This window comes from Streptomyces sp. NPDC048514 (assembly GCF_043199955.1).
Classification (GTDB): domain Bacteria; phylum Actinomycetota; class Actinomycetes; order Streptomycetales; family Streptomycetaceae; genus Streptomyces.
In genome coordinates, this window is sequence record NZ_JBICWT010000006.1 from 331065 (window position 1) to 355566 (window position 24502).

Sequence of the window (24502 nt, forward strand, 5' to 3'; positions counted from 1 at the left end):
CGGTCGGCCGTGCCCTGCACGCCGGCGGACCGGATGGGGGCCCACGTGCGTGCGGGGGCGCCGTACCTCGTGGGGGTGGGCCCACCTGGGTACCGCCGGGTAGGGTGCGGGTCCATGGGTGGCGAGAGCACGACGCGTACGGCCCCGCACGGCGGCGGCACAGGCACGGCACAGGGCGGCGGCGGCCGGATCGGCCAGCGGTTGTCCGGGCTGGCCGTGGCACTGGGCCTGGTGCTGTTCCTCGGCGGCTTCGCGTGGGCGGCCCTGATCTACCGGCCCTACACGGTGCCGACCAGCTCCATGACCCCGACCATCGACGCCGGCGACCGCGTGCTCGCCCAGCGCGTCGACGGTGACGAGGTGCGGCGCGGTGACGTGGTCGTCTTCGAGGACAAGTCCTGGGTCAGCAACGCCAAGGTGGTCAAGCGCGTGGTCGCGATCGGCGGCGACAAGGTCGCCTGCTGCACCGACGGCAAGCTGACCGTCAACGGCAAGCAGATCGACGAGCCGTACCTGCCCGAGGGCAGCCTCGCCGAGATCACGGACTTCCCGACCGTGACCGTCCCCGAGGGCCGGCTGTTCCTGCTCGGCGACGAACGCCAGGGCTCCCTGGACTCCACCGCCCACCTCACGGACGCCGCGAAGGGCACCGTCGGCCGCGACGCGGTCTCCGCCCGCGTCGACGCCGTCGTCTGGCCCTGGAACGGCATGCTGAAGCGCCCCACCGGCTTCGAGTCGCTCGGCGCCCTGTCGAGCCCCGGCCCGCTGCGCACGATCGAGCTGATGGTCGGCGCCGGTGCCGTCCTGATCCTCTGCGGGGGAGCGTACGGCCCGATCGCGGGACGCCTGGGCCGCTCCCGCGCCCGGACCGAACCGGGGCCGGCCGGTGCCCGCTGAGCCCACGCGGACGGGCGAGGAGTCGGACACGGGGGGCCTGCGCAAGGTGGCCAGGGTGGTCCTCCTCGACCCGGAGGACCGGATTCTCCTCCTGCACGGCCATGAACCCGACGATCCGGCCGACGACTGGTGGTTCACCCCCGGCGGCGGGCTGGAGGGTGCCGAGACGCGCGAGGAGGCCGCGCTGCGGGAACTCGCCGAGGAGACCGGCATCACCGACGTCGCCCTCGGCCCCGTGCTGTGGCGGCGCAGGTGTTCCTTCCCGTTCGCGGGCCGCCGCTGGGACCAGGACGAGTGGTACTACCTGGCCCGTACGACCCAGACGGCCACCGCCGCGACGGGCCTGACGGAGCTGGAGCGGCGCAGCGTCGCCGGAGCGCGCTGGTGGACGTGTCGGGAACTGACCCGGGCACATGAGACGGTGTATCCGACCAGACTCGCCGAGCTGCTGCAGCGGCTGCTCGACGACGGTCCCCCGGCCACGCCCGTGACCCTCGACACGGAAATCGTCTGAGGGCTCCCGGGACTGGCGCACAATGGGGAGATCGCACGGCTGAAGGGGAACATGCCATGAGCGCCGAGGACCTCGAGAAGTACGAGACCGAGATGGAGCTGAAGCTCTACCGGGAGTACCGAGACGTCGTCGGTCTGTTCAAATACGTGATCGAGACCGAACGGCGCTTCTACCTCACCAATGACTACGAGATGCAGGTGCACTCGGTCCAGGGTGAGGTTTTCTTCGAGGTGACCATGGCCGACGCCTGGGTCTGGGACATGTACCGGCCGGCTCGCTTCGTCAAGCAGGTCCGCGTCCTCACATTCAAGGACGTGAACATCGAAGAGCTGAACAAGAGCGACCTCGAGCTCCCGGGCGGATGATCGACCGGTGATCGTCTCCTCGTTCGGATGACGGGGTTCTCCACAACCGCCGAGTAGTCCACCAAGATCGACACGGGGTGGGCGGAATGCGTGACCGTTGGCGCCGGAGGTGGTGCCGACATGAGCAAGGCACGCAGTGCACTCGGCAGGTACGGCGAGGACCTGGCCGCGCGGCGGCTGGTCCAGGCCGGAATGACGGTCCTGGAGCGCAACTGGCGCTGCGGACGGTCCGGTGAGATCGACATCGTGGCACGCGACGGCGACGCGCTGGTCGTCTGCGAGGTCAAGACCCGCAGGGGCGGTTCCTACGAGCATCCGATGGCCGCGATCACCCCCGAGAAGGCCGAACGGCTGAGGAGCCTGGCCGAACACTGGATCCACGCCCACGGGGGAGCGCCGCCCGGGGGCGTCCGCATCGACCTGATCGGCGTCCTCCTGCCCCGCCGGGGCGCTCCGTCCGTCGAGCACGCCCGGGGGGTGGCCTGAATGGGATTCGCCCGTACGTGCTCGGTGGCCCTGGTGGGCGTCGAGGGGGTGGTGGTCGAGGTCCAGGCCGACCTCGAACCGGGCGTCGCGGCCTTCACCCTGGTCGGCCTGCCGGACAAGAGCCTTACGGAGAGCCGCGACCGGGTCCGGGCGGCGGTGGTCAACTCGGGGGCGGCATGGCCCGCGAAGAAACTCACCGTCGGCCTCAGCCCGGCGTCCGTGCCCAAGAGCGGCAGTGGCTTCGACCTGGCCGTCGCCGCGGCCGTCCTCGGCGCGGCCGAGCGGATCGACCCCCGGGTGCTCGCCGACATCGTCATGATCGGTGAGCTGGGACTGGACGGCCGGGTTCGACCGGTACGGGGCATCCTGCCGGCGGTCCTGGCAGCGGCGGACGCGGGGTACGAACAGGTGGTGGTGCCGGAGTGCGCGGTACCGGAGGCGTCCTTGGTGCCCGGCGTCTCGGTGCTCGGCGTGCGCAGCCTGCGCCAGCTCATCGCCGTCCTCGCCGAGGAACCGGTGCCCGACGAGGAGCCCGTGCCCGGAGAGATCCGCCCCGATCCCTTCCTCGCGGGCCTGGCACTGCCCGGGACCGGGCTCGGCACCGGGCCCGCCGGCACCTCGCACGCCCCCGATCTCGCCGATGTCGCCGGGCAGCCCCTGGCCAGGGCCGCGCTGGAGGTGGCGGCGGCGGGCCGGCACCACCTGTTCCTCAAGGGCCCGCCCGGCGCCGGCAAGACGATGCTGGCCGAACGGCTGTCCGGCCTGCTGCCCGAGCTGAGGCGGGAGGAGTCGCTGGAGGTCACCGCCGTCCACTCGGTCGCCGGGCTGCTGCCACCCGGGCACCCCCTGGTCGACAGGCCCCCGTACTGCGCACCCCACCACTCGGCGACCATGGCCTCCCTCGTCGGCGGCGGGAACGGGCTGCCGAGGCCCGGTGCGGTGTCCCTGGCCCACCACGGCGTGCTCTTCCTCGACGAGGCGGCCGAGTTCCACGGCAGCGTGCTCGACGCCCTGCGCCAGCCGCTGGAATCCGGCCACGTCGTGATCGCCCGGGCCGCCGGCATGCTGCGGATGCCGGCCAGGTTCCTCATGGTCCTGGCCGCGAACCCGTGCCCGTGCGGCCGGCACGGCAGGGGCGACGACATCTGCGAGTGCCGCCCGTCCTCGATCAAGCGCTACCGCGCCCGGCTGTCCGGTCCCCTCATGGACCGGGTGGACCTGAGGGTCACCGTGGAGCCGGTCGCCAGGGCCGAGCTGCTCCGGCTGCACACCGGCGCCGAGACCACGGCCGTCGTGGCCGATCGGGTCGGACTGGCCCGGGAGCGAGCCGCCCGGCGCTACGAGGGACTGCCCTGGCGCACCAACAGCGAGGTGCCCGGCCACGAACTGCGCACCCGCTGGCACGTCCGGCCCGGAGCCCTCGCCAAGGCCGAGGAGGACCTCGACCGGGGCCTGCTCACCGCTCGCGGATTCGACCGGGTCCTCCGGGTCGCCTGGACCCTGGCCGATCTCGGCGGCCGCGACCGGCCCTCGGCGAACGACGTGAACTGGGCCCTGGAACTGCGCACCGGCGTCCGCCGCGGTGCGGTCCTGGAACGGATCGGCACATGAGGGGCGGGACGCCCGGCCGTACCGCACGGCCCGGCGCGAGCGGGCGGCGGCCGGGCGGGCGCGAGGCCGGGACGGCTGTCCCGGCCGGCCCGGACACGGGAGGGGGCGGGGCGTGACCAGCGGGCCGACGACGCCCACCGGACACGACGTCACCGGCGGCGAACCGGGCGGGGACGTGTTCGGGCGGGTCTTTCTGGGACGGGTGCTGGAGCCTGGGGACGCGGTCGGCGGGCGATGGCTGCGGGAGTTCGGGGTGGGGGAGGTGGTGCGGCGGCTGCGCGCCGGCCGGGAGCCGTTGCCCGGTGTGAGCGGGGCGCGGTGGGCGGGGCTCGTGGCACGCGCCGCACGGGCGGATCCGGCGCGGGACCTCGCGGTGGCCGAGGCCGCCGGGACCCGGTTCGTGCGGCCCGGGGACGCCGAGTGGCCCGGGCAGCTCGATGATCTCGGGGACGCCCGGCCCGTCGGACTCTGGGTGCGCGGGCGGCCGAGCCTGCGGATGTGGGCGCTCGGATCGGTCGCCGTGGTGGGCGCCCGCGCCTGCACCGAGTACGGCACCCATGTGGCCGCCACCCTCGCCGCGGGCCTCGCCCAGCGGGGATGGGTCGTGGTCTCCGGCGGGGCCTACGGCATCGACGGCGCCGCCCACCGCGGCGCCCTCGCCGCCCGCGGAGCAACCGTCGCCGTCCTCGCCTGCGGCGTCGACCGCCCCTACCCGCGCGGCCACGCCGCGTTGATCGACAGGATCGCGGAACAGGGACTGGTCGTGGGCGAATTGCCGCCGGGCGATCACCCGACACCGAGCCGGTTCATCCTGCGCAACCGGGTCATCGCCGCACTGACCCGGGGTACCGTCGTCGTGGAGGCCGCCGGCCGCAGCGGCTCGCTGGCCACCGCGCGGGCCGCGCAGCGCCTCGGCCGGTTCACCATGGGCGTGCCCGGGCCCGTCACCAGCGCCCTCTCGGCCGGCGTGCACGAACTGCTGCGGGGCGAGGCCACCCTGGTCACGGATGCCGCGGAAGTCGTCGAACTCGTCGGCGACATGGGTGAACTGGCCCCGCCCCGGCGCGGGCCCGTCCTGCCCCGCGATCTGCTGGCACCGGCCGCCCGGAGCGTCCTCGCCGCACTGCCCGGCGACCGCGCGGCCGCCGCCGAGGAGATCGCGCTCGACGCGCGGACCACGCGCGACGACGCGATCGCGAGACTGTACGAACTCCGAGCAGTTGGTTACGTCGAACGACACGGCGATGGCTGGAAGTTGACACGCCAGGCGATGATGTCGGTCCGGAGCGGCCGGCACCCGTGCTGACCGAGCGTGTTCGGCCGTCCGGGGGATCCCCCGACGCCCTTGCGGTTTCCCGGAGTTGGCCCCAGCGGCCGTTCACGCAGAGCGATCCCGGAGGTGCGGTCACGGGCCCGGCCGGGTCGCCCCGCTCACGGGTGGCGCCTCGCCGTTCGCACACCGCGACACCTCAGTCACGCTACGCTCACGAAGGCGAGAGCGCAGAATGCGCCAACCCGCCATCAGACCGACAGCTCACCCATGCAGCCCATTCCCTTCCACGCGTCCCACCCTCCCCCGCTTCACGGCACTTCACAGCACTTCACGGCAGAACGGCACAAGGCGACGAATGCCCCAGCACACCTCCGGGTCAGACCGGGCGGCGATCCCCCCAGCCGCCCGCGACGGTGGCAGCGTGCGGCCGCCCGCTCCCTCGACGCTCGACGAGCTGTGGCGGTCGTACAAGGCGACGGGGGACGACCGGCTGCGGGAGCAGCTGATCCTGCACTACTCGCCGCTCGTCAAGTACGTGGCGGGCCGGGTGAGCGTCGGCCTGCCACCCAACGTGGAGCAGGCGGACTTCGTGTCCTCGGGCGTCTTCGGGCTGATCGACGCGATCGAGAAGTTCGACATCGACCGTGAGATCAAGTTCGAGACCTACGCGATCACCCGGATCCGCGGCGCGATGATCGACGAGTTGCGGGCGCTGGACTGGATCCCCCGCTCGGTCCGCCAGAAGGCGCGCAACGTCGAGCGCGCCTACGCCACTCTGGAGGCCCGGCTGAGACGCACCCCCACCGAGGGCGAGGTGGCCGGCGAGCTGGGCATGGAGGTCGATGAACTGCACGCCGTGTTCAGTCAGTTGTCGCTGGCCAACGTGGTCGCCCTGGAGGAGCTGCTGCATGTCGGCGGCGAGGGCGGGGACCGGCTCAGTCTGATGGACACGCTGGAGGACACCGCCGCCGACAACCCGGTGGAGGTGGCCGAGGACCGGGAGCTGCGGCGGTTCCTCGCGCGGGCCATCAACACGCTGCCCGAGCGGGAGAAGACCGTGGTCACGCTGTACTACTACGAGGGGCTCACCCTCGCCGAGATCGGCAACGTGCTCGGCGTCACCGAGAGCCGGGTCAGCCAGATCCACACCAAGTCGGTGCTCCAGCTGCGGGCCAAGCTGGCGAGCTTCGGGCGCTGAGTCCTCCCTTCCGGGGCGGTGTGTCCGTAAAGTGGTCGGCGTGCCAAGGATTCGAGCGGCCTCCGTGGCCGAGCACCGGTCGATGCAGCGAGCCGCCCTGCTGGACGCGGCTCGGTGCCTGCTGTCCGAGGGCGGCACGGAGGCGCTGACCTTCCCCGCGCTGGCCGAGCGGACGGGGCTGGCACGGTCGTCCGTGTACGAGTACTTCCGCTCCCGGGCCGCCGTGGTCGAGGAGCTGTGCGAGGTCGACTTCCCGCTGTGGGCGGCGGAGGTGGCCTCTGCCATGCAGCTCGCGGAGTCGCCCGAGGGCAAGGTCGAGGCGTATGTGCGGCGCCAGCTGGCGCTGGTCGGGGACCGGCGGCACCGGGCGGTCGTCGCCATCTCCGCCAGCGAGCTGGACGCGGGCGCGCGGGAGAAGATCCGGGCGGCCCACGGCGGGCTGGTCGCGATGATCGTCGAGGCGCTGGGGCAGATGGGACACGCGCAGCCGCGGCTGGCGGCGATGCTGCTGCAGGGGGTCGTGGACGCGGCGGTTCGGCGGATCGAACTGGGTGCGGCGGAAGACCCCGCCGCGGTGACGGACACCGCGGTGACCATGGTCCTGCGGGGCGTACGCGGCTGACGCCACGCTCCTGAGAGCGTGCGGGGCCGGCTGCGCCGACCAGGGACCTGCCGCGGGTGCGGGCCGGTCGCGTCATCGGCTCCGCGAGGCGTGCGGGGGGCGAGGCCACGGCGGCGGAGGTGTGCGGGGCCGGGGCCGCGGCGGCGGAGGTGCGCGGGGCCGTGGTCACGGTGGCGGAGGTGTGCGGGGCCGGGCCGGCCGCGCATCGGTCCGGCGGGGCGATGGGGGACGGCCGGCTGCGGCATAGGGCCCGTGCGCCTTCCGCGGTCATCCGGGCGGTGGTGCCTCCAGCACCGGCAGCAGTCTCGACGGGCCCGCGTGCAGGAGCCACGGCGGTAGCAGGGACAGCGGGTCCAGGTAGGCCGTGCCTCTCAGCAGGCCCCAGTGCACGCACCCCGTCGTCCCGCAGTGCGAGCCCGCCGGTTCCACGTGCCCCACCACGCCACCCGCCGTCACCTCCGCCCCCTTCCGCACCGACGGGCTCACCGGCTCGTACGTGGTCCGGAGACCCGTCCCCGTCAGCTCCACGGACACCACACCGTGTCCTGCCACCCGGCCCGCGAAGGAGACCCGGCCGGCCGCGACCGCCCGTACCTCGGCGCCGGCCGGCGCCGCCAGGTCCACGCCGCGGTGACCGGGGCCGTACACCGTCGCCGGCGGCTCCCAGCCCCGTACCACCGGCGGCCGGATTCCCACCGGCCAGACGCGGGCCACGGCCGGCACCGGTGCCCGGGGCGGCACAGGCGCGGGCACCGGTGGGTCCGCCCAGGCCGGAGGGGACAGGGTGGCCGTCACCGGGCCGAGCGTCAAACCCACCCACAAGACCACACATCGCATCGCTCGTCGCATGCGAACACCGTCCCCGATCCCCGCCGATCATGGCCGGACCCTGTGGACCACTCCCCGGTTGTGGACAGCGGCGTCACCCGGTGCCCCGCCGGTCACGTACACTTCTTCTGGCGATCCGGGTCACCGGGTCGACTTCGCACGCCCCGGTACGGCACCCGGCAACGGTTCGTACCAAGCGCCCCTCGGTCCTTCGTGGCACGGCGCGTCGCGGGCGTCAGGCGCGACCGTCGTCCGGCGGGCGCGGCACAACCGAGAAAACCAAGGAGAACGGCCATGGCCGTCGTCACGATGCGGGAGCTGCTGGAGAGCGGCGTCCACTTCGGTCACCAGACCCGTCGCTGGAACCCGAAGATGAAGCGCTTCATCTTCACCGAGCGCAACGGCATCTACATCATCGACCTGCTCCAGTCGCTGTCGTACATCGACCGCGCCTACGAGTTCGTCAAGGAGACCGTCGCCCACGGCGGCACGGTCATGTTCGTCGGCACGAAGAAGCAGGCGCAGGAGGCCATCGCCGAGCAGGCCACCCGCGTCGGCATGCCCTTCGTCAACCAGCGCTGGCTGGGCGGCATGCTCACCAACTTCTCGACCGTCTACAAGCGTCTGCAGCGCCTCAAGGAGCTCGAGCAGATCGACTTCGAGGACGTCGCCGCGTCCGGTCTCACCAAGAAGGAGCTTCTCGTGCTCTCGCGCGAGAAGGCCAAGCTGGAGAAGACCCTCGGCGGTATCCGCGAGATGTCCAAGGTGCCCAGCGCCGTCTGGATCGTGGACACCAAGAAGGAGCACATCGCGGTCGGTGAGGCCCGGAAGCTCAACATCCCGGTCGTCGCGATCCTCGACACCAACTGCGACCCCGACGAGGTCGACTACAAGATCCCGGGCAACGACGACGCGATCCGCTCCGTCACCCTGCTCACCCGCGTGATCGCCGACGCCGTCGCCGAGGGCCTCATCTCCCGTTCCGGTGTCGCCACCGGTGACAAGGGCGAGAAGGCCGCCGGCGAGCCGCTCGCCGAGTGGGAGCGCGACCTGCTCGAGGGTGAGAAGAAGGACGAGGCTCCGGCCGCCGAGGCCGCCGCCCCGGCCGCCGAGGCCACCGAGGCTGCCCCGGCCGCCGAGACCGCTGAGGCTGCCCCGGCCGCCGAGGCCACCGAGGCTGCTCCGGCCGCCGAGGCCGCTCCGGCCGAGGAGAAGGCCGCCGAGGGCGAGCAGGCCTGACGTCAGCGTCGACGGCGGGGGCGGCACCACAACCGAGCGCCTCTGGCGCGGTGAAGTCCGCCCCCGCTGTTCACCCGTAGGTCGGTACGCCGTCCGCGATCCGCGATCACCTGTGGATCGACAGACCGTGCGGATCAGAAGATCTCCCAGACTTCGAGAAAGACTCACAGACTCATGGCGAACTACACCGCCGCCGACGTCAAGAAGCTCCGTGAGCTCACGGGCGCCGGCATGATGGACTGCAAGAAGGCGCTGGACGAGGCCGAGGGCAACGTCGACAAGGCCGTCGAGGCGCTGCGCATCAAGGGCCAGAAGGGCGTCGCCAAGCGCGAGGGCCGCTCTGCCGAGAACGGCGCCGTGGTCTCCGTCATCGCCGGCGACAACTCCTCCGGCGTCATCGTCGAGCTGAAGTGCGAGACGGACTTCGTCGCCAAGGGCGAGAAGTTCCAGGCCGTGGCCAACGCCATCGCCGAGCACGTCGCCAAGACGGTCCCGGCCGACCTCGAGGCGCTGCTGGCCTCCGAGATCGAGGCCGGCAAGACCGTCCAGGCGTTCGTGGACGAGGCCAACGCCAACCTCGGCGAGAAGATCGTCCTGGACCGCTTCGCGCAGTTCACCGACGGCTACGTCACCGCCTACATGCACCGCACCATGCCCGACCTGCCCCCGCAGATCGGTGTCCTGGTCGAGCTCGACAAGCCCAACGCCGAGGTCGCCAAGGGCATCGCCCAGCACATCGCCGCCTTCGCGCCGAAGTACCTCTCCCGTGAGGACGTCCCGGCCGAGGTCGTCGAGACCGAGCGCCGCGTCGCCGAGGAGACCACCCGCGCCGAGGGCAAGCCCGAGGCCGCGATCGCCAAGATCGTCGAGGGTCGCGTCAACGGCTTCTTCAAGGACGCCACGCTGCTCGGCCAGCCGTACGCGCTGGACAACAAGAAGTCGGTCCAGAAGGTGCTGGACGAGGCCGGTGTCACCCTGAAGCGCTTCTCGCGCATCAAGGTCGGCATCTGAGTCCGTACCGCGATCGACGCGCGACCCGTCGGGAAATCTCGATAGGGTCGACAGCAGTCGTCCGCGCACTTCGCCACACCCGGGCGTGGGGCGGACGGCAGCAGATCTGACGAGGAGGCCATTGCCGCGTATGGGAGCGAAAAACGACCCCATCGGCAATGGCCTTCTTCGTATGTGCAACACGTGAAAGAGGCGGGATTCCCATGACCACCAAGGCCGAGAAGAGCGACGACGGCAAAGTGAGCGGCCGGTTTCTGCTGAAGCTGTCCGGAGAGGCCTTCGCCGGTGGCGGCGCCCTGGGCGTGGACCCGGACGTGGTGCACAAGATCGCCCGCGAGATCGCGGCCGTCGTCCGGGACGGCGCGGAGATCGCGGTCGTCATCGGCGGCGGCAACTTCTTCCGTGGCGCCGAACTCCAGCAGCGCGGCATGGACCGCGCCCGCTCCGACTACATGGGCATGCTCGGCACCGTGATGAACTGCCTCGCCCTCCAGGACTTCCTGGAGAAGGAGGGCATCGACAGCCGGGTGCAGACCGCCATCACCATGGGCCAGGTCGCCGAGCCGTACATCCCGCTGCGTGCCGTGCGCCACCTGGAGAAGGGGCGCGTGGTCATCTTCGGCGCCGGCATGGGCATGCCGTACTTCTCCACCGACACCACCGCCGCCCAGCGCGCCCTGGAGATCGACGCCGAGGCGCTGCTCATGGGCAAGAACGGCGTGGACGGGGTCTACGACTCCGACCCCAAGACCAACCCGGACGCCGTCAAGTTCGACGCTCTCGGCTACGGCGAAGTCATCACCCGTGACCTCAAGGTCGCCGACGCCACCGCCATCACGCTGTGCCGTGACAACAAACTCCCGATCCTCGTCTTCGAGCTTCTCGCGGAGGGCAATATCGCCCGTGCCGTCAAGGGTGAGAAGATCGGCACGCTGGTGGGCGACCAGGGCAGCCGGGACTGACCGGCACACCCCCGTCGCCCGGGGTGCGCCACCTGTCCGAGGGACGGACGGGACGCGCCCTGACCGGGGGATGGACAATGTCCTGCCGGTCGGGAACCGTGCAGGAAGCAGACGCGACGCAGCCGGCCGCCGCCCGACAGAGGAACCGCAGCCGGGCCTCACTCAAGACACGCAGGAGCAAGTGGTGATCGAAGAGACCCTCCTCGAGGCCGAGGAGAAGATGGAGAAGGCCGTCCTGGTCGCCAAGGAGGACTTCGCCGCGATCCGCACCGGCCGTGCGCACCCGGCGATGTTCAACAAGATCGTGGCCGAGTACTACGGTGCCGTGACGCCGATCAACCAGCTGGCCTCGTTCTCCGTGCCGGAACCGCGCATGGCGGTCGTGACGCCCTTCGACAAGAGCGCGCTGCGCAACATCGAGCAGGCGATCCGCGACTCGGACCTGGGCGTCAACCCCAGCAACGACGGCAACATCATCCGTGTGGTGTTTCCCGAGCTGACCGAGGAGCGCCGCCGCGAGTACATCAAGGTCGCCAAGGGCAAGGGCGAGGACTCCAAGGTGTCCATCCGCTCCGTGCGCCGCAAGGCCAAGGACGCCATCGACAAGGCGATCAAGGACGGCGACATCGGTGAGGACGAGGGCCGCCGTGCGGAGAAGGAACTCGACGACCTGACGGCGAAGTACGTCGCCCAGGTGGACGAGCTTCTCAAGCACAAGGAAGCGGAGCTGCTCGAAGTCTGATGAGCGACTCTTCCTGGGGGCCGCCACCGGTGGGGCAGGCCGGGTACCGGGGGTCCATCGAGGGCGGGCCGGTCCGGCCTGCCCAGGGGGCCGCCCCGGCGGGTCCCGCGTACGATGCGCCACAGGCGCAGCAGACTCGCCCCATGCCCATCGTGCCCGACGTTCCCGCGTACGGCGGAGACCAGGACGACGAGCGGGGGGCCGCTCGGCTGGGTGGCCCCTTGTTCCGAGACGAGACCTTCCAGAACCGGCCGGTCGACCGGCCGGTCCCGGCCGCGAGCCAGAATCCGGAGCCCATGCCCGACGCCCCCCAGCCGCCGCCGGCGCCGCAGAAGAAGAGCGCCGGCCGTGACCTGAGCGCGGCCATAGGGGTCGGCGTCGGACTCGGTGTGGTGATCATCGCGTCGCTGTTCGTCGTCAAGGCCGTGTTCGTCGGCGTGATCGCGGTCGCCGTCGTCGTCGGCCTGTGGGAGCTGACCAGCAGGCTGCAGGAGCGCAAGGGCATCAAGGCGCCGCTCGTGCCGCTCGCGGTCGGCGGCGCGGCCATGGTGGTCGCCGGCTACGTGCGCGGGCCCGAGGGTGCGTGGGTCGCCATGGCCCTCACCGCCCTGGCCGTCCTGGTCTGGCGCATGACGGAACCGCCGGAGGGCTACCTCAAGGACGTCACGGCCGGGGTCTTCGCGGCGTTCTACGTGCCGTTCCTGGCCACGTTCGTCGCGCTGATGCTCACAGCCGACGACGGGCCCTGGCGGGTCCTCACCTTCCTGCTGCTGACGGTCGTCAGCGACACCGGTGCCTACGCGGTCGGCTGGCGCTTCGGCAAGCACAAGCTCGCCCCCCGCATCAGCCCCGGCAAGACCCGCGAGGGCCTGCTGGGCGCGGTGCTGTTCGCCATGGTCGCGGGCGCGCTGTGCATGCGGTTCCTGATCGACGACGGCGCCTGGTGGCAGGGCCTGCTGCTGGGCCTCGCGGTCGCGGCCAGCGCCACCCTGGGCGACCTCGGCGAGTCCATGATCAAGCGGGACCTGGGCATCAAGGACATGGGCACCCTGCTTCCCGGCCACGGCGGCATCATGGACCGCCTGGACTCGCTGCTGCCCACGGCACCGGTGGTCTGGCTGCTGATGGTGATCTTCGTCGGCAGCAGCTGAGGCGCGCGACGCGCCTCGGCGCCGACCGTCTCGGGATCACAGAGCGGCACTCCGCCCACCGAGCCGACGGTACGGGCGGTGTCCCGGACGAGCGTGCACCGGGTTCGGTGGCTTCGGCCGCTCTTTCGGTCCGGGCGGCCGGTAGGGGCGGTGTCCGGGGCTGAGCGTGGACCGGGTTCGGTGGCGTCGGCCGCTTCTTCGGCCCCCCTCCTGCGCGCAGGAGGGGGGCCGCTGCCGTGTCGTCGGCCCTCGGCCCCGGATGCCGCAGCAGAAATCGCCGACCGGGCCGGTGGGCGGCAGACTCCCTGAGAGGACGGCGTGCGTGTCCTCAGCCGCCTCCGACGCCGCAGGGAGTGTGCCCATGCCCCACGACCCCGCCCCCGCTCCGTCCGGCCCGGGCACCCCGCCCGACCCGGCCGTCTCCCCGGCGGACCCGACGGCGGCCGCCCCGGAGCCTGCCGTCACCCCGCCGGACTCGGCCGTGACCCCGGCGGAGCCGGCGGTCGCCCGGCAGGACTCGGCGGTCGCCCTCCCGGAGTCGGCCGTGGTCACGTTCGACTCGGCGACGGCCGCGCCGGGCTCAGCGGTCACCCTGCCGGAGTCGGCGCTCACTCTGCCGGACTCGGCGGTGGCCCCGCTCGACTCGGCGGTGGCGTCGCTCGACTCGACTGTGGTGGCGGACTCGGCGGCGGCCCCGCCCGGCCCCGCCGTGGCCCCGCCCGGCCCGGCGGCGGCCCCGCCCGGCCCCGCCGTAGTCCCGTCCTGTCCCGTCGTAGCCTCCCTCAGCCCTGCCGCGACGGCGCCCGGTCCGGGTGCCGGCGCGGACGTGCCGCCGGTGCGGTTCTGGACGGTGGACGACCTGCCCGCGCTCGAACCCGACCCGTTCCTGGACGAGATGCTGCGGGACGATCCGGTCACCCGGATCAAGCTGCCGTACGGCGAAGGGCACGCCTGGCTGGTGACCCGGTACGAGGACGTCCGCTTCGTCACCTCCGATCCGCGCTTCTCCCGGGAGCAGGTCGTCGGCAGGGACGTCACCACGATGCGGCCGGTGCCGGTGGCCTCGCAGACGGCGGGCCTGCAGTACATCGATCCGCCCCGGCACACCCTGCTGCGCCGGGTCGTCGCCCGTGCCTTCACCGGCAGGAGCATGCAGCGGCTGCGACCGCTGGCCGAGCGCAGGGCCACCGAACTGCTCGACGCGATGGAACGCGCGGGCGCACCGGCCGACCTCATGGAACACCTGCACGGGCCCTTCCCGATCGCCGTGGTCCGGGACTTCCTCGGCGTGGAGGAGAAGGACTGGCACCGCTGGGCGGCGACGGGCGAGGCCCTGCTGTCCGCGGGCACGGAGTCCGAGGAACGCGCCAGGGAGGCCGCCCGCGCCACCCGGGCCCGCATCGCCGAACTGCTCGGGCGCCGCCGCACGGAGCCCCGCGAGGACCTCGCCGGAGTGCTGGCGCAGGCCGCCGCGACGGGCGAGATCACCGATGACGAGGCGATCTCGCTCGCCACGGCCATCCAGGTCAGCGGCGGTCACGCGGTCCGCAACAACAGCGGCTCGATGATGTACGCGCTGCTCACCCACCCCGAGCAGATGGACCGGCTGCGCCGCGAGCCGCAGCTGCTGCCCCGGGCCGTGGACGAGCTGTTCCGCTACGTCCCGCACCGCAACGGCGTCGGCATCCCGCGCGTCGCCATGGAGGACGTCGAGGTCGGCGGCCGGCTGATCCGGGCCGGCGAGGTCGTCTACAACGCCTATGTCTCCGCCAACCGCGACCCCGAGGTCTTCCCCGACCCCGACGCCCTGGACTTCGACCGGGAACACCGGGGCCACCTGGCCTTCGGGCACGGCCCGCACCACTGCCTGGCCGCCATCATGGCCCGCATGGAGGCAGAGGTGATCATCGGCACCGTGCTCGCCCGGTTCCCCGGCATCCGGCTGGCCGTTCCGCCCGGGGAGGTCGAGTTCCAGCGCAACGGCCTGATCCGCGGCCCAAGGACCCTGCCCGTGGCCTGGTGACGAAACCGGAAGAGGAATGCCATGGACCTCCAGCTCACCGACAAGGTCGCCGTGGTCACCGGGGCGAGCAAGGGCATCGGCCTCGCCATCGCCGACGCCTTCGCCCGTGAGGGCGTCCGTGTCGTCGCCGGCAGCCGGAGCGTCACCCCCGAGCTCGAAGCGCTCGGCGAGAGCCACGGCGTCATCGCGGTCCCGGTCGACCTGTCCGCGGCCGACGGGGCGGACGCGCTCGTGCGGCAGGCGGTGGAGCGGTGCGGCCGGCTCGACATCCTGGTCAACAACCTGGGTGCCGCGACACCCCGTCCGAGCTTCCTGGACATCGACGACGCCGAATGGCGACGGATCTTCGACCTGACCCTGTTCAGCGCGGTCCGGGCCGCCCGCGCCGCGCTTCCCCACCTGCTGGCGGCGGACGGGGGCGCCATCGTCAACATCAGCTCCGTGAACGCGCGCCTGCCCTTCCCCACGGTCGTGGACTACTCCGCGGCCAAGGCCGGACTGGCCAGCCTGACCAAGTCGCTGTCGGAGGAGTTCGCACCGCGCGGCGTCCGCGTCAACGCGATCGCCCCGGGACCGGTGCGCACCCCCTTCTGGACCGCTCCGGGCGGCTTCGCCGAGGCCACGGCCGCCCGGGCCGGCACCACCGCGCAGGAGGCCATCGACGTCGTCGTGCCGCAGAGCATGGGCATCTCCACCGGCCGGGTCACCGAAGCCCGTGAAGTCGCCGACCTGGCCCTCTTCCTCGCCTCGCCCCTCGCCGGCAACATCACGGGAGCCGAGTTCACCATCGACGGCGGCCAGATCAAGACGCTCTGACGACCACCGTGACCGGCGCCAACGACCGCCCCGCACGGCTCGCGCCCAGGGCACCCAAGTCGATCTGCGACGGCTGGTACAGCCATGGCTAGGCCCGGAGAACTGGCGGGCTTCAGACGTGAACGGGCCTCCCACCTGCGTCGTCGGTGCCGGTGGGAGGCCGGCACAGTGTGCTGGGCCGTCTCTGGGCCGTCAGGGGCCCACGTCCGCCCCGGTTGCGCGCATCGCCTCGCCCACGAAGGTGGAGCGGAGAGCCATCCGCGCCGCCCGGTCGGGCACGTTGCCTGGATGTATGGCTTGTGCGGTCCGGGAGTCACCCGCATTGTCGACTAGCAGACTCCCCAGTTCGAGAAACTCCTTTTGAGCTTCGAAGTAGAGGCTTGCCGCCGCCGGGGCAATCTTCATCGGGCCATGGAGAACTGCCAGGTGAAGAGCGTGATCGAGCCTCTTGAGGCTCTCCGTCACATCTGCGATTTCTTGAGGCGGGGCGTCTGACATCGCCTGTGGCGGTCGCAGTTGCCACATCTTGTCGATGGCTAGCCAAGTACTCGTGGATGCTGCGAGGAGATCCGCGTAAGCCTGCCTGCGGGCTTCCTCACGGGCCCTGCGCCGGTCGGCTGTTGCCTGCCGCTTATGGAGGACGAGTGTGAGGTAACCGGTCAAGCCGGCAGCCGCCAGTGTTGATCCGGCGGTGATGGCGGCTACTGCGATCGTGGCTTCCATCCGATCAGTCTTGCCCCCGAGCCCCATCGATCCGGGCCGTTTTGAGGAAGGTCCGGCCGATGGCGTTCCTCGTACGCTCTCGGCTCGACGGCATGAGATGTGCGTACACCCCGGTTCGGTGCCGGGCGCAAGGTCCCTGGCCGGGCCGTCCCTGGGCCGTCCGGGCCGCGCAACAGCAACCGGCGACGACCACTACCGACAGCCGTGGCGACCGACGGCCGCAGGTCACCCAAGTCGATCTGCGACACTGGTACAGCCATGCCTAAGCCCGGAGAACTCACTTTCGTCGCCCCGCGCGGAGCCAAGAAGCCGCCGCGGCACCTTGCCGACCTCACGCCCACCGAGCGCAAGGACGCGGTGGCCGAGATCGGTGAGAAGCCGTTCCGCGCCAAGCAGCTCTCGCAGCACTACTTCGCGCGGTACGCGCACGACCCCGAGCAGTGGACCGACATCCCCGCCGGGGCGCGCGGCAGGCTGCAGGAAGCGCTGCTGCCGGAGCTGATGACCGTCGTCCGGCATCTGTCGACCGACCAGGGGACCACGCGCAAGACGTTGTGGCGGCTGTTCGACGGCACCCTCGTCGAGTCCGTCCTGATGCGGTACCCGGACCGGGTCACCATGTGCATCAGCTCGCAGGCCGGATGCGGCATGAACTGCCCGTTCTGCGCGACCGGGCAGGCGGGCCTGGACCGGAACCTGTCCGCCGCCGAGATCGTCCACCAGATCGTCGACGGGATGCGGGCGCTGCGCGACGGGGAGGTGCCCGGAGGACCGGCGCGCCTGTCCAACATCGTCTTCATGGGGATGGGCGAGCCGCTCGCCAACTACAAGCGGGTCGTCACCGCCATCCGGGCGCTCACCGACCCCGCCCCGGACGGGCTCGGGCTCTCGCAGCGCGGGATCACCGTCTCGACCGTCGGTCTGGTGCCGGCCATCCACCGGTTCTCCGACGAGGGCTTCAAGTGCCGGCTCGCGATCTCCCTGCACGCCCCCGACGACGAACTGCGCGACACCCTCGTCCCCGTGAACACGCGGTGGAAGGTGCGCGAGGTGCTGGACGCCGGATTCGAGTACAGCGAGAAGTCCGGTCGCCGGCTGTCCATCGAGTACGCCCTGATCCGGGACATCAACGACCAGGCCTGGCGCGGTGACCGGCTCGGCCGGCTGCTCCGGGGCAAGCCGGTGCACGTCAACCTCATCCCGCTCAACCCGACGCCGGGGTCCAAGTGGACCGCGTCGCGGCCCGAGGACGAGAAGGCCTTCGTCGAGGCCATCGCCGCGCACGGGGTGCCCGTCACCGTCCGGGACACCCGGGGTCAGGAGATCGACGGGGCGTGTGGTCAGCTCGCCGCCACCGAACGGTAATCTGACGGCGTCCACATATCTTCATATTCCGACAGGGGAGCGCCACAGCGCTGAGAGTGCGGCAATCGGGCCGCAGACCCTCTGAACCTCGCCCAGGTCATTCTGGGTAGGGAGTTCGGTCAGCACTCAAGCTGTTGCGCCCTGCCCGGGAGCCCTCGTGGAGTCCGGGCGGGGCCGCGTCTCTTCCTGGCCAACCCCCAGGAGGACATACCAGTGCACCACAAGACCCTCAAGGCCGTGGCCGCCGGGCTCGGCCTGCTCGCCCTGCCCGTTCTGACCGGGTGCGGCTCCACCGGCGGGAAGTCGTCCGCCGACGCCAAGACCGTGACCCTGGTCAGTCACAACTCGTGGTCCGTCTCCAAGAACGTGCTCGCGGACTTCGAGAAGCGGTCCGGCTACCACGTCCGGGTCCTCGAGGACGGCGACGCCGGGCAGGCGGTGAACAAGGCCATCCTGACCAAGGACAACCCGCAGGGCGACGTCTTCTTCGGCGTCGACAACACCCTCCTCTCGCGCGCCCTCGACAACGGCCTCTTCCAGCCGTACACCGCCAAGGGCCTCGACCGGGTGGGCGCCGCCTACCAGCTCGACAAGGACAAGCACCGGGTCACGCCCGTCGACTACGGCGACATCTGCGTCAACTACGACAAGGCCTGGTTCGCCGAGCACAGGCTGACGCCGCCGCAGTCCTTCGCCGACCTGGCCGAGCCGCGGTACAAGAACCTCCTCGTCACCGAGAACACGGCCACCTCCTCGCCGGGCCTCGGCTTCCTGCTCGGCAGCGCCGCGAGCTACGGCGACAAGGGCTGGCCGGACTACTGGAAGAAGCTGAAGGCCAACGGCGTCAAGGTCGTCGACGGCTGGGACCAGGCCTACTACCAGGAGTTCTCCGGCTCCTCCCAGGGCAGGAAGGCCGGCGGCGACCGGCCGCTCGTGGTGTCGTACGCCTCCTCCCCGCCCGCCGAGGTCATCTACGCCAAGAAGCGGCCCGGCACCGCCCCGACCGGCGTGGCGACCGGCACCTGCTTCCGGCAGACCGAGTTCGCCGGGGTGCTCGGCAACGCCGCGAACCCCAAGGGCGCCAAGGCGTTCGTAGACTTCCTGGTCTCCAAGGAGTTCCAGCAGGACATGCCGCTGAACATGTACGTCTACCCGGTGGTGCGGGACGCGAAGGTGCCCGCCGAGTTCACCGAGTTCGGGCCGGCCGCCGAGCACCCCGAGACCCTGGCCCCCGGCAAGATCGCCGCCAACCGCGACCAGTGGGTCAAGACGTGGACGTCACTCGTACTGAAGTGACCGCCGGACGGAGCGGACGGAGCAGCCGCGTGAGCGCGGCGCGGCTCGGGCTCATCGCCCTGCCCGTCGCGTTCTTCGCGCTGTTCTTCGCCTGGCCCGTGGCCGCGATCGTCGCGCGCGGCCTGAAGACCGACGGCACCTGGCGGCTGGGGCGGATCGCGGACGTGGTCACGCAGCCGGACATCCGGCACGTGCTGTGGTTCACCACCTGGCAGGCGCTCGCCTCCACCGCGCTCACCCTGCTGCTCGCCCTGCCCGCCGCCCATGTCTTCGCCCGCCTCGACTTCCCCGGCAAGCACCTGCTGCGGGCCGTCGTCACCGTCCCGTTCGTCCTCCCGACCGTCGTCGCCGGCAGCGCCTTCCTGGCGCTGGTCGGGCGGGGCGGACTGCTGGACGAGCTGTGGGGGGTACGGCTGGACACCACGGTGTGGGCGATCCTGCTGGCCCACGTCTTCTTCAACTTCGCCGTCGTGGTCCGCACGGTCGGCGGGCTCTGGGCCCAGCTCGACCCCCGGCAGGAGGAGGCCGCCCGGATGCTGGGCGCCTCGCCGCTCGCGGCCTGGCGGAAGATCACCCTGCCCGCACTCGCGCCGGCCGTGGCCGCCGCCGCGCTGATGGTGTTCCTCTTCACCTTCACCTCCTTCGGTGTCGTGCAGATCCTCGGCGGACCCACCTTCTCCACCCTCGAAGTGGAGATCTACCGGCAGACGTCCGAGGTCTTCGACCTGTCCACGGCCGCTGTCCTCACCCTCGTCCAGTTCGCCGCCGTCGGCGCGATCCTCGCCGTGCACGCCTGGACGGTACGGCGGCGGGAGACCGCCCTCAGGCTGGTCGATCCCAAGGTGACCGCGCGCCGGCCGCGCGGTGCCGGCCAGTGGGCGCTGCTCGCCGGGGTCCTCGCCACCGTCGCCCTGCTCCTGGTGCTGCCGCTCGCCGTCCTCGTCCGGCGCTCGCTCGACGCGCCCGGCCTCGGCTACTACCGGGCGCTGACCGATCCCGACGGCGGCACGTTCCTGGTGGCGCCCGTACACGCGGTGTGGACCTCGCTGGAGTACGCCGTCGTCGCCACCGCCATCGCCCTGCTGATCGGAGGTCTCGCCGCCGCCGCGCTGGCCCGCCGCGACGCCGGACGGCTGGTGCGGGGCTTCGACGCGCTGCTGATGCTGCCGCTCGGCGTGTCCGCCGTCACCGTCGGTTTCGGCTTCCTGATCGCCCTGGACAGGCCACCGCTGGACCTGCGCCAGTCCTGGATCCTGGTGCCGCTCGCCCAGGCACTGGTGGGCGCGCCCTTCGTCGTACGCACCATGCTGCCCGTGCTGCGCGCGGTGGACGGCCGGCTCCGGGAGGCGGCGGCCGTGCTCGGCGCCTCCCCGTGGCGGGTGTGGCGGGAGGTGGACCTGCCGCTCGTGCGGCGGGCACTGCTGGTCGCGGCCGGGTTCGCGTTCGCCGTGTCGCTCGGTGAGTTCGGGGCGACCGTGTTCATCGCCCGGCCCGACAACCCGACGCTGCCGGTCGCCGTGGCCCGCCTGCTGAGCCGCCCAGGCGATCTCAACTACGGCCAGGCGATGGCCCTTTCGACGATTCTGATGCTGGTGTGCGCGGTCGCGCTGCTCGTCCTGGAGCGGCTGCGCACCGACCGGACGGGGGAGTTCTGATGCTGCTGAGCCTCGATGCCGCGACCGTGCGCTTCGGTGGGCGTGCCGTGCTCGACGCGGTCGGCCTCGACGTCGCCGAGCACGAGGTGGTGTGTGTGCTCGGCCCCAGCGGCAGCGGCAAGTCGACGCTGCTGCGGGCCGTCGCCGGACTGCAGCGGCTGGACTCCGGTCGGGTGCTGCTCGACGGCCGCGACCAGGCGGGCACGCCCGCGCACCGGCGTGGTGTCGGGCTGATGTTCCAGGACCACCAGCTCTTCCCGCAGCACGACGTCGGTGGCAACGTGGCGTTCGGGCTGCGCATGCACGGGGTCGCCAGGGGCGAACGGGACGCCGAGGTCGGGAAGTTGCTGGACCTGGTCGGACTGCCCGGGGCCGCCCGGCGGGCCGTGGCCGGCCTGTCCGGCGGTGAGCAGCAGCGCGTCGCCCTGGCCCGGGCGCTCGCCCCCCGGCCCCGGCTGCTCATGCTGGACGAGCCGCTCGGCCAGCTCGACCGCTCGCTGCGCGAACGGCTGGTGGTCGAGCTGCGCGAGCTGTTCGGCCGGCTGGGTACGACCGTGCTCGCCGTGACCCACGACCAGGGCGAGGCGTTCGCGCTGGCCGACCGGGTGGTGGTGATGCGGGACGGGCGGATCGCGCAGTCCGGGACGCCGCTCGAGGTCTGGCGGCGGCCGGCCGACGCGTTCGTGGCCCGCTTCCTCGGCTTCGACAACGTGGTCCCGGCGACCGTCGCCGGTACGGTCGCCGACAGCCCGTGGGGCAAGCTGCCGGTGCCCGACGGCTCGGCGCAGGGCGGCCGCACACTGCTGGTGCGGCCCGCCGGGGTACGGCTCGTGCCGGGCGACGCGGGCCTGCCCTGCACGGTGACCGCCCGGACCTTTCGGGGCACCCACGTGGCCGTCCGCCTCCGGCCCCAGGACGGCCCGCGCCTGGAGGCGGCCTGCGCGCTCCGCGACGCACCGGAGGTCGGGAACGCGGTCGGGGTGGAGTTCGACGTGGCGGAAATCGTCGTGCTCGATTGACATCCGGTCCCTAGGCTGAGGCCATGACGTCACTCGCGCATGGCCGGTACTGCGACGAAATCGCCCACCAGGTAGGGCAGTTGCGAGTTCTGGTGACCTCCGGCGCCGATCTGTCCGCCACCGTGCCGACCTGCCCGGACTGGTAGCGCAACGACCGCGGCCCGTCCCCCGGGGACGGGGGGACGGGCCGCGGTGCGGTACCGGACGAGGAGGCGTCAGCCGTCGTTGCGGGCGCCGCGCCGGCGCATGCCGAGGAAGACCGCGCCGCCGCCGACGACGACCAGGGCGGCCGCGACGCCGGCGATGAGGCCGGTGTTGGAGTTGGCGCCGGTCTCGGCGAGGTTGGAGTCACCGACGGCCGGGGACGGCGCGTTGCTCGACGTGCCGGCCGGGGCGGAGCTGGACTCGGAGGCCGACGGCGTCGGGCTCGCCGACTCGGCCGGGGCCGACTCGGACGGCGAGGGCGTCGTGGAGGCCGGCGGCTTCGGGGTCTCGCTCTCCTCCGTCTTGCAGGCGGTGGAAGGGGCCACCAGGCTGGGCTTGACGTCCTCGTCGACGAACTTGCCCGCCTTGATGTGAACGCGGTAGGTGGCGTTCGGCTTCCAGTCCTCCGGGAAGGTGACCGCCGTACCCTCCTTCGAACCCTTGACCTTCTGGTCGCCCACCTTGGTCTCGACGCCACCGTCGCCCTCGAGGAAGACGCTGACGGTGGCGGGGACGCCGGTGGCGTCGATGTCGGTCACGACGATGACGCCCTTGTCACCGTCGCACTTCGCTTCGGCCTTGAAGTCACGGATGTTGCACGCGAGGGCGGAGCTGGACAGACCCAGCACCACCGCGGCCGAAGCGGAGGCGACACCCAGGATGCGCACGGAACGGCGTGCGCTACGACGAGTTATGGACACGTTTGTCCTTTACAGAGCATAACTGCGGGGGGCTGAGGGGGATTTGGGACGACGGATGAGGTGAGGTCCCAGCACCCCCAAGAGGCTCACAGGTTTATAAGCGCCTCGTAAGCAGTGTCAATGAATATGCCGTCGACAGCTGTTGGCTTTGCCGTCTTATTAACCGCCTAGACGTTTGATCGCGTCCGGCGCCTGCTCGATCCGGTCAACGAGGGTGATACGGGACTCCATCGACCGGCCGCGCGCCAGTGCCTGCAGCAACGGCCAGGCCGGCAGCTCCCGCGTCCAGTGCGCCTCGTCCACGAGCACCATCGGCGTCGGCTCACCGCGTGACTCGTAGTAGTTCGGTGTCGCGTTGTCGAAGATCTCCTGTACGGTTCCGGCGGCGCCCGGCAGGAAGACCACCCCGGCGGTGGACCGGGCCAGCAGGCCGTCCTCGCGGGTTGCGTTGGCGAAGTACTTGGCGATGTGGGCGGCGAACGCGTTCGGCGGCTCATGGCCGTAGAACCAGGTGGGGACGCCCACCGACTCCCCGCCGCCCGGCCAGCGTTCGCGCACCTCGAAGGCGGCCCGTGCCCAGTCGGTGACCGACGGACGGAACGAGGGCGCCTCGGCGAGCAGCCGGAGCGCGTCGTCGAGCATGCCGTCGGCGAAGGGCGCCGCGTAGGCACCGAGGTTCGCGGCCTCCATGGCGCCCGGTCCGCCGCCGGTGGCGACCGTGAAGCCGGCCCGGGTCAGCTCGCGGCCCAGCCGGGCGGCACCCGCATAGGCGGCCGTCCCGCGCGCCATCGCGTGGCCGCCCATGACGCCCACCACCCGGGTGCCGTCGAGGATTTCGTCCAGCGCGTCGGAGACGGCGTCGTCGTGGATCGCCCTGAGCATCGAGGAGAACACGTCACCGTCGGCCTTCGTCCGCCGGAACCAGGCGTAGGTCCGCGCGTCCGGCGTCGCCGCGTACCCCTCTTCCCCGTCCAGCGACTCGAACAGCTCGTCGGGTGTGTAGACCAGGCCGCGGTACGGGTCGAAGGCGAGGCCGGGGACCGGCGGGAACACCAGGGCGCCGGTCGCGCGGACGTGGGCGGCGGCCTCGGGGGTCATCGGGCAGCCGAGGAAGACGGCGGCCGTGGCGTCCAGGCGGAGCAGTACGTCGGTGCGGCCGGTCAGGTCGACGGCCTGCACACGGAACCGGGCGAGCGAGCGGTGCGCGGCGACCACCGCGTCGAACTCGGCGAGGGACTCGATCTCGCGGTCGGGGGCGGGGCCGGAGGTGTCCCCCGCTCGGGCGGGACCGGGGTCCACGGGGAGCGGCTGGGCGGGTATCGGATGCACCCGCCCATGCTGGCACGGAAGTTCGACGTTGGTGTCAGCCCTGGACCGCGGGGTCAGCCCTGGACCGCGGCCGGGTCCATCCACATGATCTCCCAGGTGTGGCCGTCGAGGTCGTCGAAGGCCCGGCCGTACATGAAGCCGTGGTCCTGGGTCTCGCCGCTCTCCGTGCCGCCGGCCGCGATCGCCTTGCCGACCAGCTCGTCGACCTTCTCGCGGCTCTCGGCGCTCAGACAGACGAGCACCTCGCTGGTCGTCGTCGCGTCGGCGACCTCCTTCTTGGTGAAGGTCGCGTAGAACGGCTTGGTGAGCAGCATCGCGAAGATGGTGTCGCTGATCACGACGGACGCCGCCTTCTCGTCGCTGAACTGCGGGTTGATCGTGTAGCCGAGTTCCGTGAAGAACCTCTTCGAGGCGTCGAGGTCGTTCACGGGCAGGTTGACGAAGATCATCTGCTGGTACATGGGGGCCTCTC

General features: G+C 71.8%; 24 protein-coding genes and 1 riboswitch. Of the genes, 19 read left to right on the forward strand and 5 right to left on the reverse strand.

What is annotated here, in order from left to right:
- Window positions 1-114 precede the first annotated feature (114 nt).
- The 8 genes from lepB (at window position 115) to ACGFT2_RS15995 (ending at window position 6966) form a co-directional block, all read left to right on the forward strand.
- Window positions 115-897: a signal peptidase I gene (gene lepB / locus ACGFT2_RS15960; RefSeq protein WP_393278194.1), complete on the forward strand. Its 783-nt coding sequence runs from the start codon at window positions 115-117 to the stop codon at window positions 895-897.
- Window positions 887-1411 carry an NUDIX hydrolase gene (locus tag ACGFT2_RS15965; RefSeq protein ID WP_393278196.1) on the forward strand — a complete coding sequence of 175 codons (525 nt, stop codon included), beginning with the start codon at window positions 887-889 and terminating at the stop codon, window positions 1409-1411. The genes lepB and ACGFT2_RS15965 overlap by 11 nt, the downstream gene beginning before the upstream one ends.
- Before the next feature lie 56 nt (window positions 1412-1467).
- On the forward strand, window positions 1468-1776 hold the full coding sequence (locus ACGFT2_RS15970; protein WP_014675276.1) for a DUF2469 domain-containing protein: 309 nt from the start codon (window positions 1468-1470) through the stop codon (window positions 1774-1776).
- A gap of 120 nt (window positions 1777-1896) precedes the next feature.
- Window positions 1897-2262, forward strand: coding sequence for a YraN family protein (locus ACGFT2_RS15975; RefSeq protein WP_393278199.1), 366 nt, complete (start codon window positions 1897-1899; stop codon window positions 2260-2262).
- Window positions 2263-3873, forward strand: coding sequence for a YifB family Mg chelatase-like AAA ATPase (locus ACGFT2_RS15980; protein ID WP_393278201.1), 1611 nt, complete (start codon window positions 2263-2265; stop codon window positions 3871-3873).
- Window positions 3874-3985: 112 nt separating this feature from the next.
- Window positions 3986-5179, forward strand: a complete 1194-nt coding sequence (gene dprA / locus ACGFT2_RS15985) for a DNA-processing protein DprA (protein ID WP_393278203.1) — start codon at window positions 3986-3988, stop codon at window positions 5177-5179.
- A gap of 322 nt (window positions 5180-5501) precedes the next feature.
- Entirely contained in the window at window positions 5502-6344 is an 843-nt protein-coding gene (gene whiG, locus ACGFT2_RS15990) for an RNA polymerase sigma factor WhiG (protein WP_100828489.1), read from the forward strand.
- Between the two features lie 64 nt (window positions 6345-6408).
- Window positions 6409-6966 (forward strand): TetR/AcrR family transcriptional regulator, encoded by a 558-nt coding sequence (locus tag ACGFT2_RS15995; protein WP_393278420.1) that lies wholly within the window; start codon window positions 6409-6411, stop codon window positions 6964-6966.
- Between the two features lie 267 nt (window positions 6967-7233).
- Here the strand turns inward: ACGFT2_RS15995 and ACGFT2_RS16000 are convergent, their stop codons facing one another.
- Entirely contained in the window at window positions 7234-7803 is a 570-nt protein-coding gene (locus tag ACGFT2_RS16000; RefSeq protein ID WP_393278422.1) for a peptidoglycan DD-metalloendopeptidase family protein, read from the reverse strand.
- A 285-nt stretch (window positions 7804-8088) separates the two neighbouring features.
- Between ACGFT2_RS16000 and rpsB the strand changes: the two genes are divergently transcribed.
- The 7 genes from rpsB (at window position 8089) to ACGFT2_RS16035 (ending at window position 15738) form a co-directional block, all read left to right on the forward strand.
- Window positions 8089-9033 carry a 30S ribosomal protein S2 gene (rpsB, locus tag ACGFT2_RS16005; protein ID WP_393278206.1) on the forward strand — a complete coding sequence of 315 codons (945 nt, stop codon included), beginning with the start codon at window positions 8089-8091 and terminating at the stop codon, window positions 9031-9033.
- A gap of 174 nt (window positions 9034-9207) precedes the next feature.
- Window positions 9208-10044: a translation elongation factor Ts gene (tsf, locus tag ACGFT2_RS16010; RefSeq protein WP_393278208.1), complete on the forward strand. Its 837-nt coding sequence runs from the start codon at window positions 9208-9210 to the stop codon at window positions 10042-10044.
- A 203-nt stretch (window positions 10045-10247) separates the two neighbouring features.
- A complete protein-coding gene (gene pyrH / locus ACGFT2_RS16015; protein WP_393278210.1) occupies window positions 10248-11006 on the forward strand; it encodes a UMP kinase in 759 nt (252 codons plus the stop codon).
- Between the two features lie 184 nt (window positions 11007-11190).
- Window positions 11191-11748, forward strand: a complete 558-nt coding sequence (gene frr / locus ACGFT2_RS16020; RefSeq protein ID WP_393278212.1) for a ribosome recycling factor — start codon at window positions 11191-11193, stop codon at window positions 11746-11748.
- Window positions 11748-12899: a phosphatidate cytidylyltransferase gene (locus tag ACGFT2_RS16025; RefSeq protein ID WP_393278214.1), complete on the forward strand. Its 1152-nt coding sequence runs from the start codon at window positions 11748-11750 to the stop codon at window positions 12897-12899. The genes frr and ACGFT2_RS16025 overlap by 1 nt, the downstream gene beginning before the upstream one ends.
- A gap of 850 nt (window positions 12900-13749) precedes the next feature.
- Window positions 13750-14922: a cytochrome P450 gene (locus tag ACGFT2_RS16030; protein WP_393278424.1), complete on the forward strand. Its 1173-nt coding sequence runs from the start codon at window positions 13750-13752 to the stop codon at window positions 14920-14922.
- Window positions 14923-14943: 21 nt separating this feature from the next.
- Window positions 14944-15738 carry an SDR family NAD(P)-dependent oxidoreductase gene (locus tag ACGFT2_RS16035; protein ID WP_393278216.1) on the forward strand — a complete coding sequence of 265 codons (795 nt, stop codon included), beginning with the start codon at window positions 14944-14946 and terminating at the stop codon, window positions 15736-15738.
- A gap of 192 nt (window positions 15739-15930) precedes the next feature.
- Here ACGFT2_RS16035 and ACGFT2_RS16040 read toward each other — a convergent pair whose 3' ends face one another.
- Window positions 15931-16461 (reverse strand): hypothetical protein, encoded by a 531-nt coding sequence (locus ACGFT2_RS16040; protein WP_393278218.1) that lies wholly within the window; start codon window positions 16459-16461, stop codon window positions 15931-15933.
- A gap of 258 nt (window positions 16462-16719) precedes the next feature.
- Between ACGFT2_RS16040 and rlmN the strand changes: the two genes are divergently transcribed.
- The 4 genes from rlmN (at window position 16720) to ACGFT2_RS16060 (ending at window position 21796) form a co-directional block, all read left to right on the forward strand.
- A complete protein-coding gene (rlmN, locus tag ACGFT2_RS16045; protein WP_393278221.1) occupies window positions 16720-17826 on the forward strand; it encodes a 23S rRNA (adenine(2503)-C(2))-methyltransferase RlmN in 1107 nt (368 codons plus the stop codon).
- 23 nt (window positions 17827-17849) lie between these two features.
- Window positions 17850-17957: riboswitch (TPP riboswitch) on the forward strand.
- Window positions 17958-18039: 82 nt separating this feature from the next.
- Window positions 18040-19122, forward strand: coding sequence for a thiamine ABC transporter substrate binding subunit (locus tag ACGFT2_RS16050; protein WP_393278223.1), 1083 nt, complete (start codon window positions 18040-18042; stop codon window positions 19120-19122).
- Window positions 19123-19175: 53 nt separating this feature from the next.
- Window positions 19176-20777 carry an ABC transporter permease gene (locus ACGFT2_RS16055; protein WP_393278426.1) on the forward strand — a complete coding sequence of 534 codons (1602 nt, stop codon included), beginning with the start codon at window positions 19176-19178 and terminating at the stop codon, window positions 20775-20777.
- A complete protein-coding gene (locus tag ACGFT2_RS16060; RefSeq protein WP_393278225.1) occupies window positions 20777-21796 on the forward strand; it encodes an ABC transporter ATP-binding protein in 1020 nt (339 codons plus the stop codon). Before ACGFT2_RS16055 ends, ACGFT2_RS16060 begins: the two co-directional genes overlap by 1 nt.
- Window positions 21797-22011: 215 nt before the next feature.
- On the opposite strand, the gene ACGFT2_RS16065 is transcribed toward ACGFT2_RS16060, so the two are convergent.
- The 3 genes from ACGFT2_RS16065 to ACGFT2_RS16075 all read right to left on the reverse strand — a co-directional run bounded on the left by ACGFT2_RS16065 (window position 22012) and on the right by ACGFT2_RS16075 (window position 24491).
- Window positions 22012-22701 (reverse strand): LAETG motif-containing sortase-dependent surface protein, encoded by a 690-nt coding sequence (locus ACGFT2_RS16065; RefSeq protein WP_393278227.1) that lies wholly within the window; start codon window positions 22699-22701, stop codon window positions 22012-22014.
- A gap of 159 nt (window positions 22702-22860) precedes the next feature.
- Entirely contained in the window at window positions 22861-24000 is a 1140-nt protein-coding gene (locus tag ACGFT2_RS16070) for an LOG family protein (RefSeq protein WP_393278428.1), read from the reverse strand.
- Between the two features lie 83 nt (window positions 24001-24083).
- A complete protein-coding gene (locus tag ACGFT2_RS16075; RefSeq protein ID WP_393278229.1) occupies window positions 24084-24491 on the reverse strand; it encodes a VOC family protein in 408 nt (135 codons plus the stop codon).
- Between the last annotated feature and the right edge of the window lie 11 nt (window positions 24492-24502).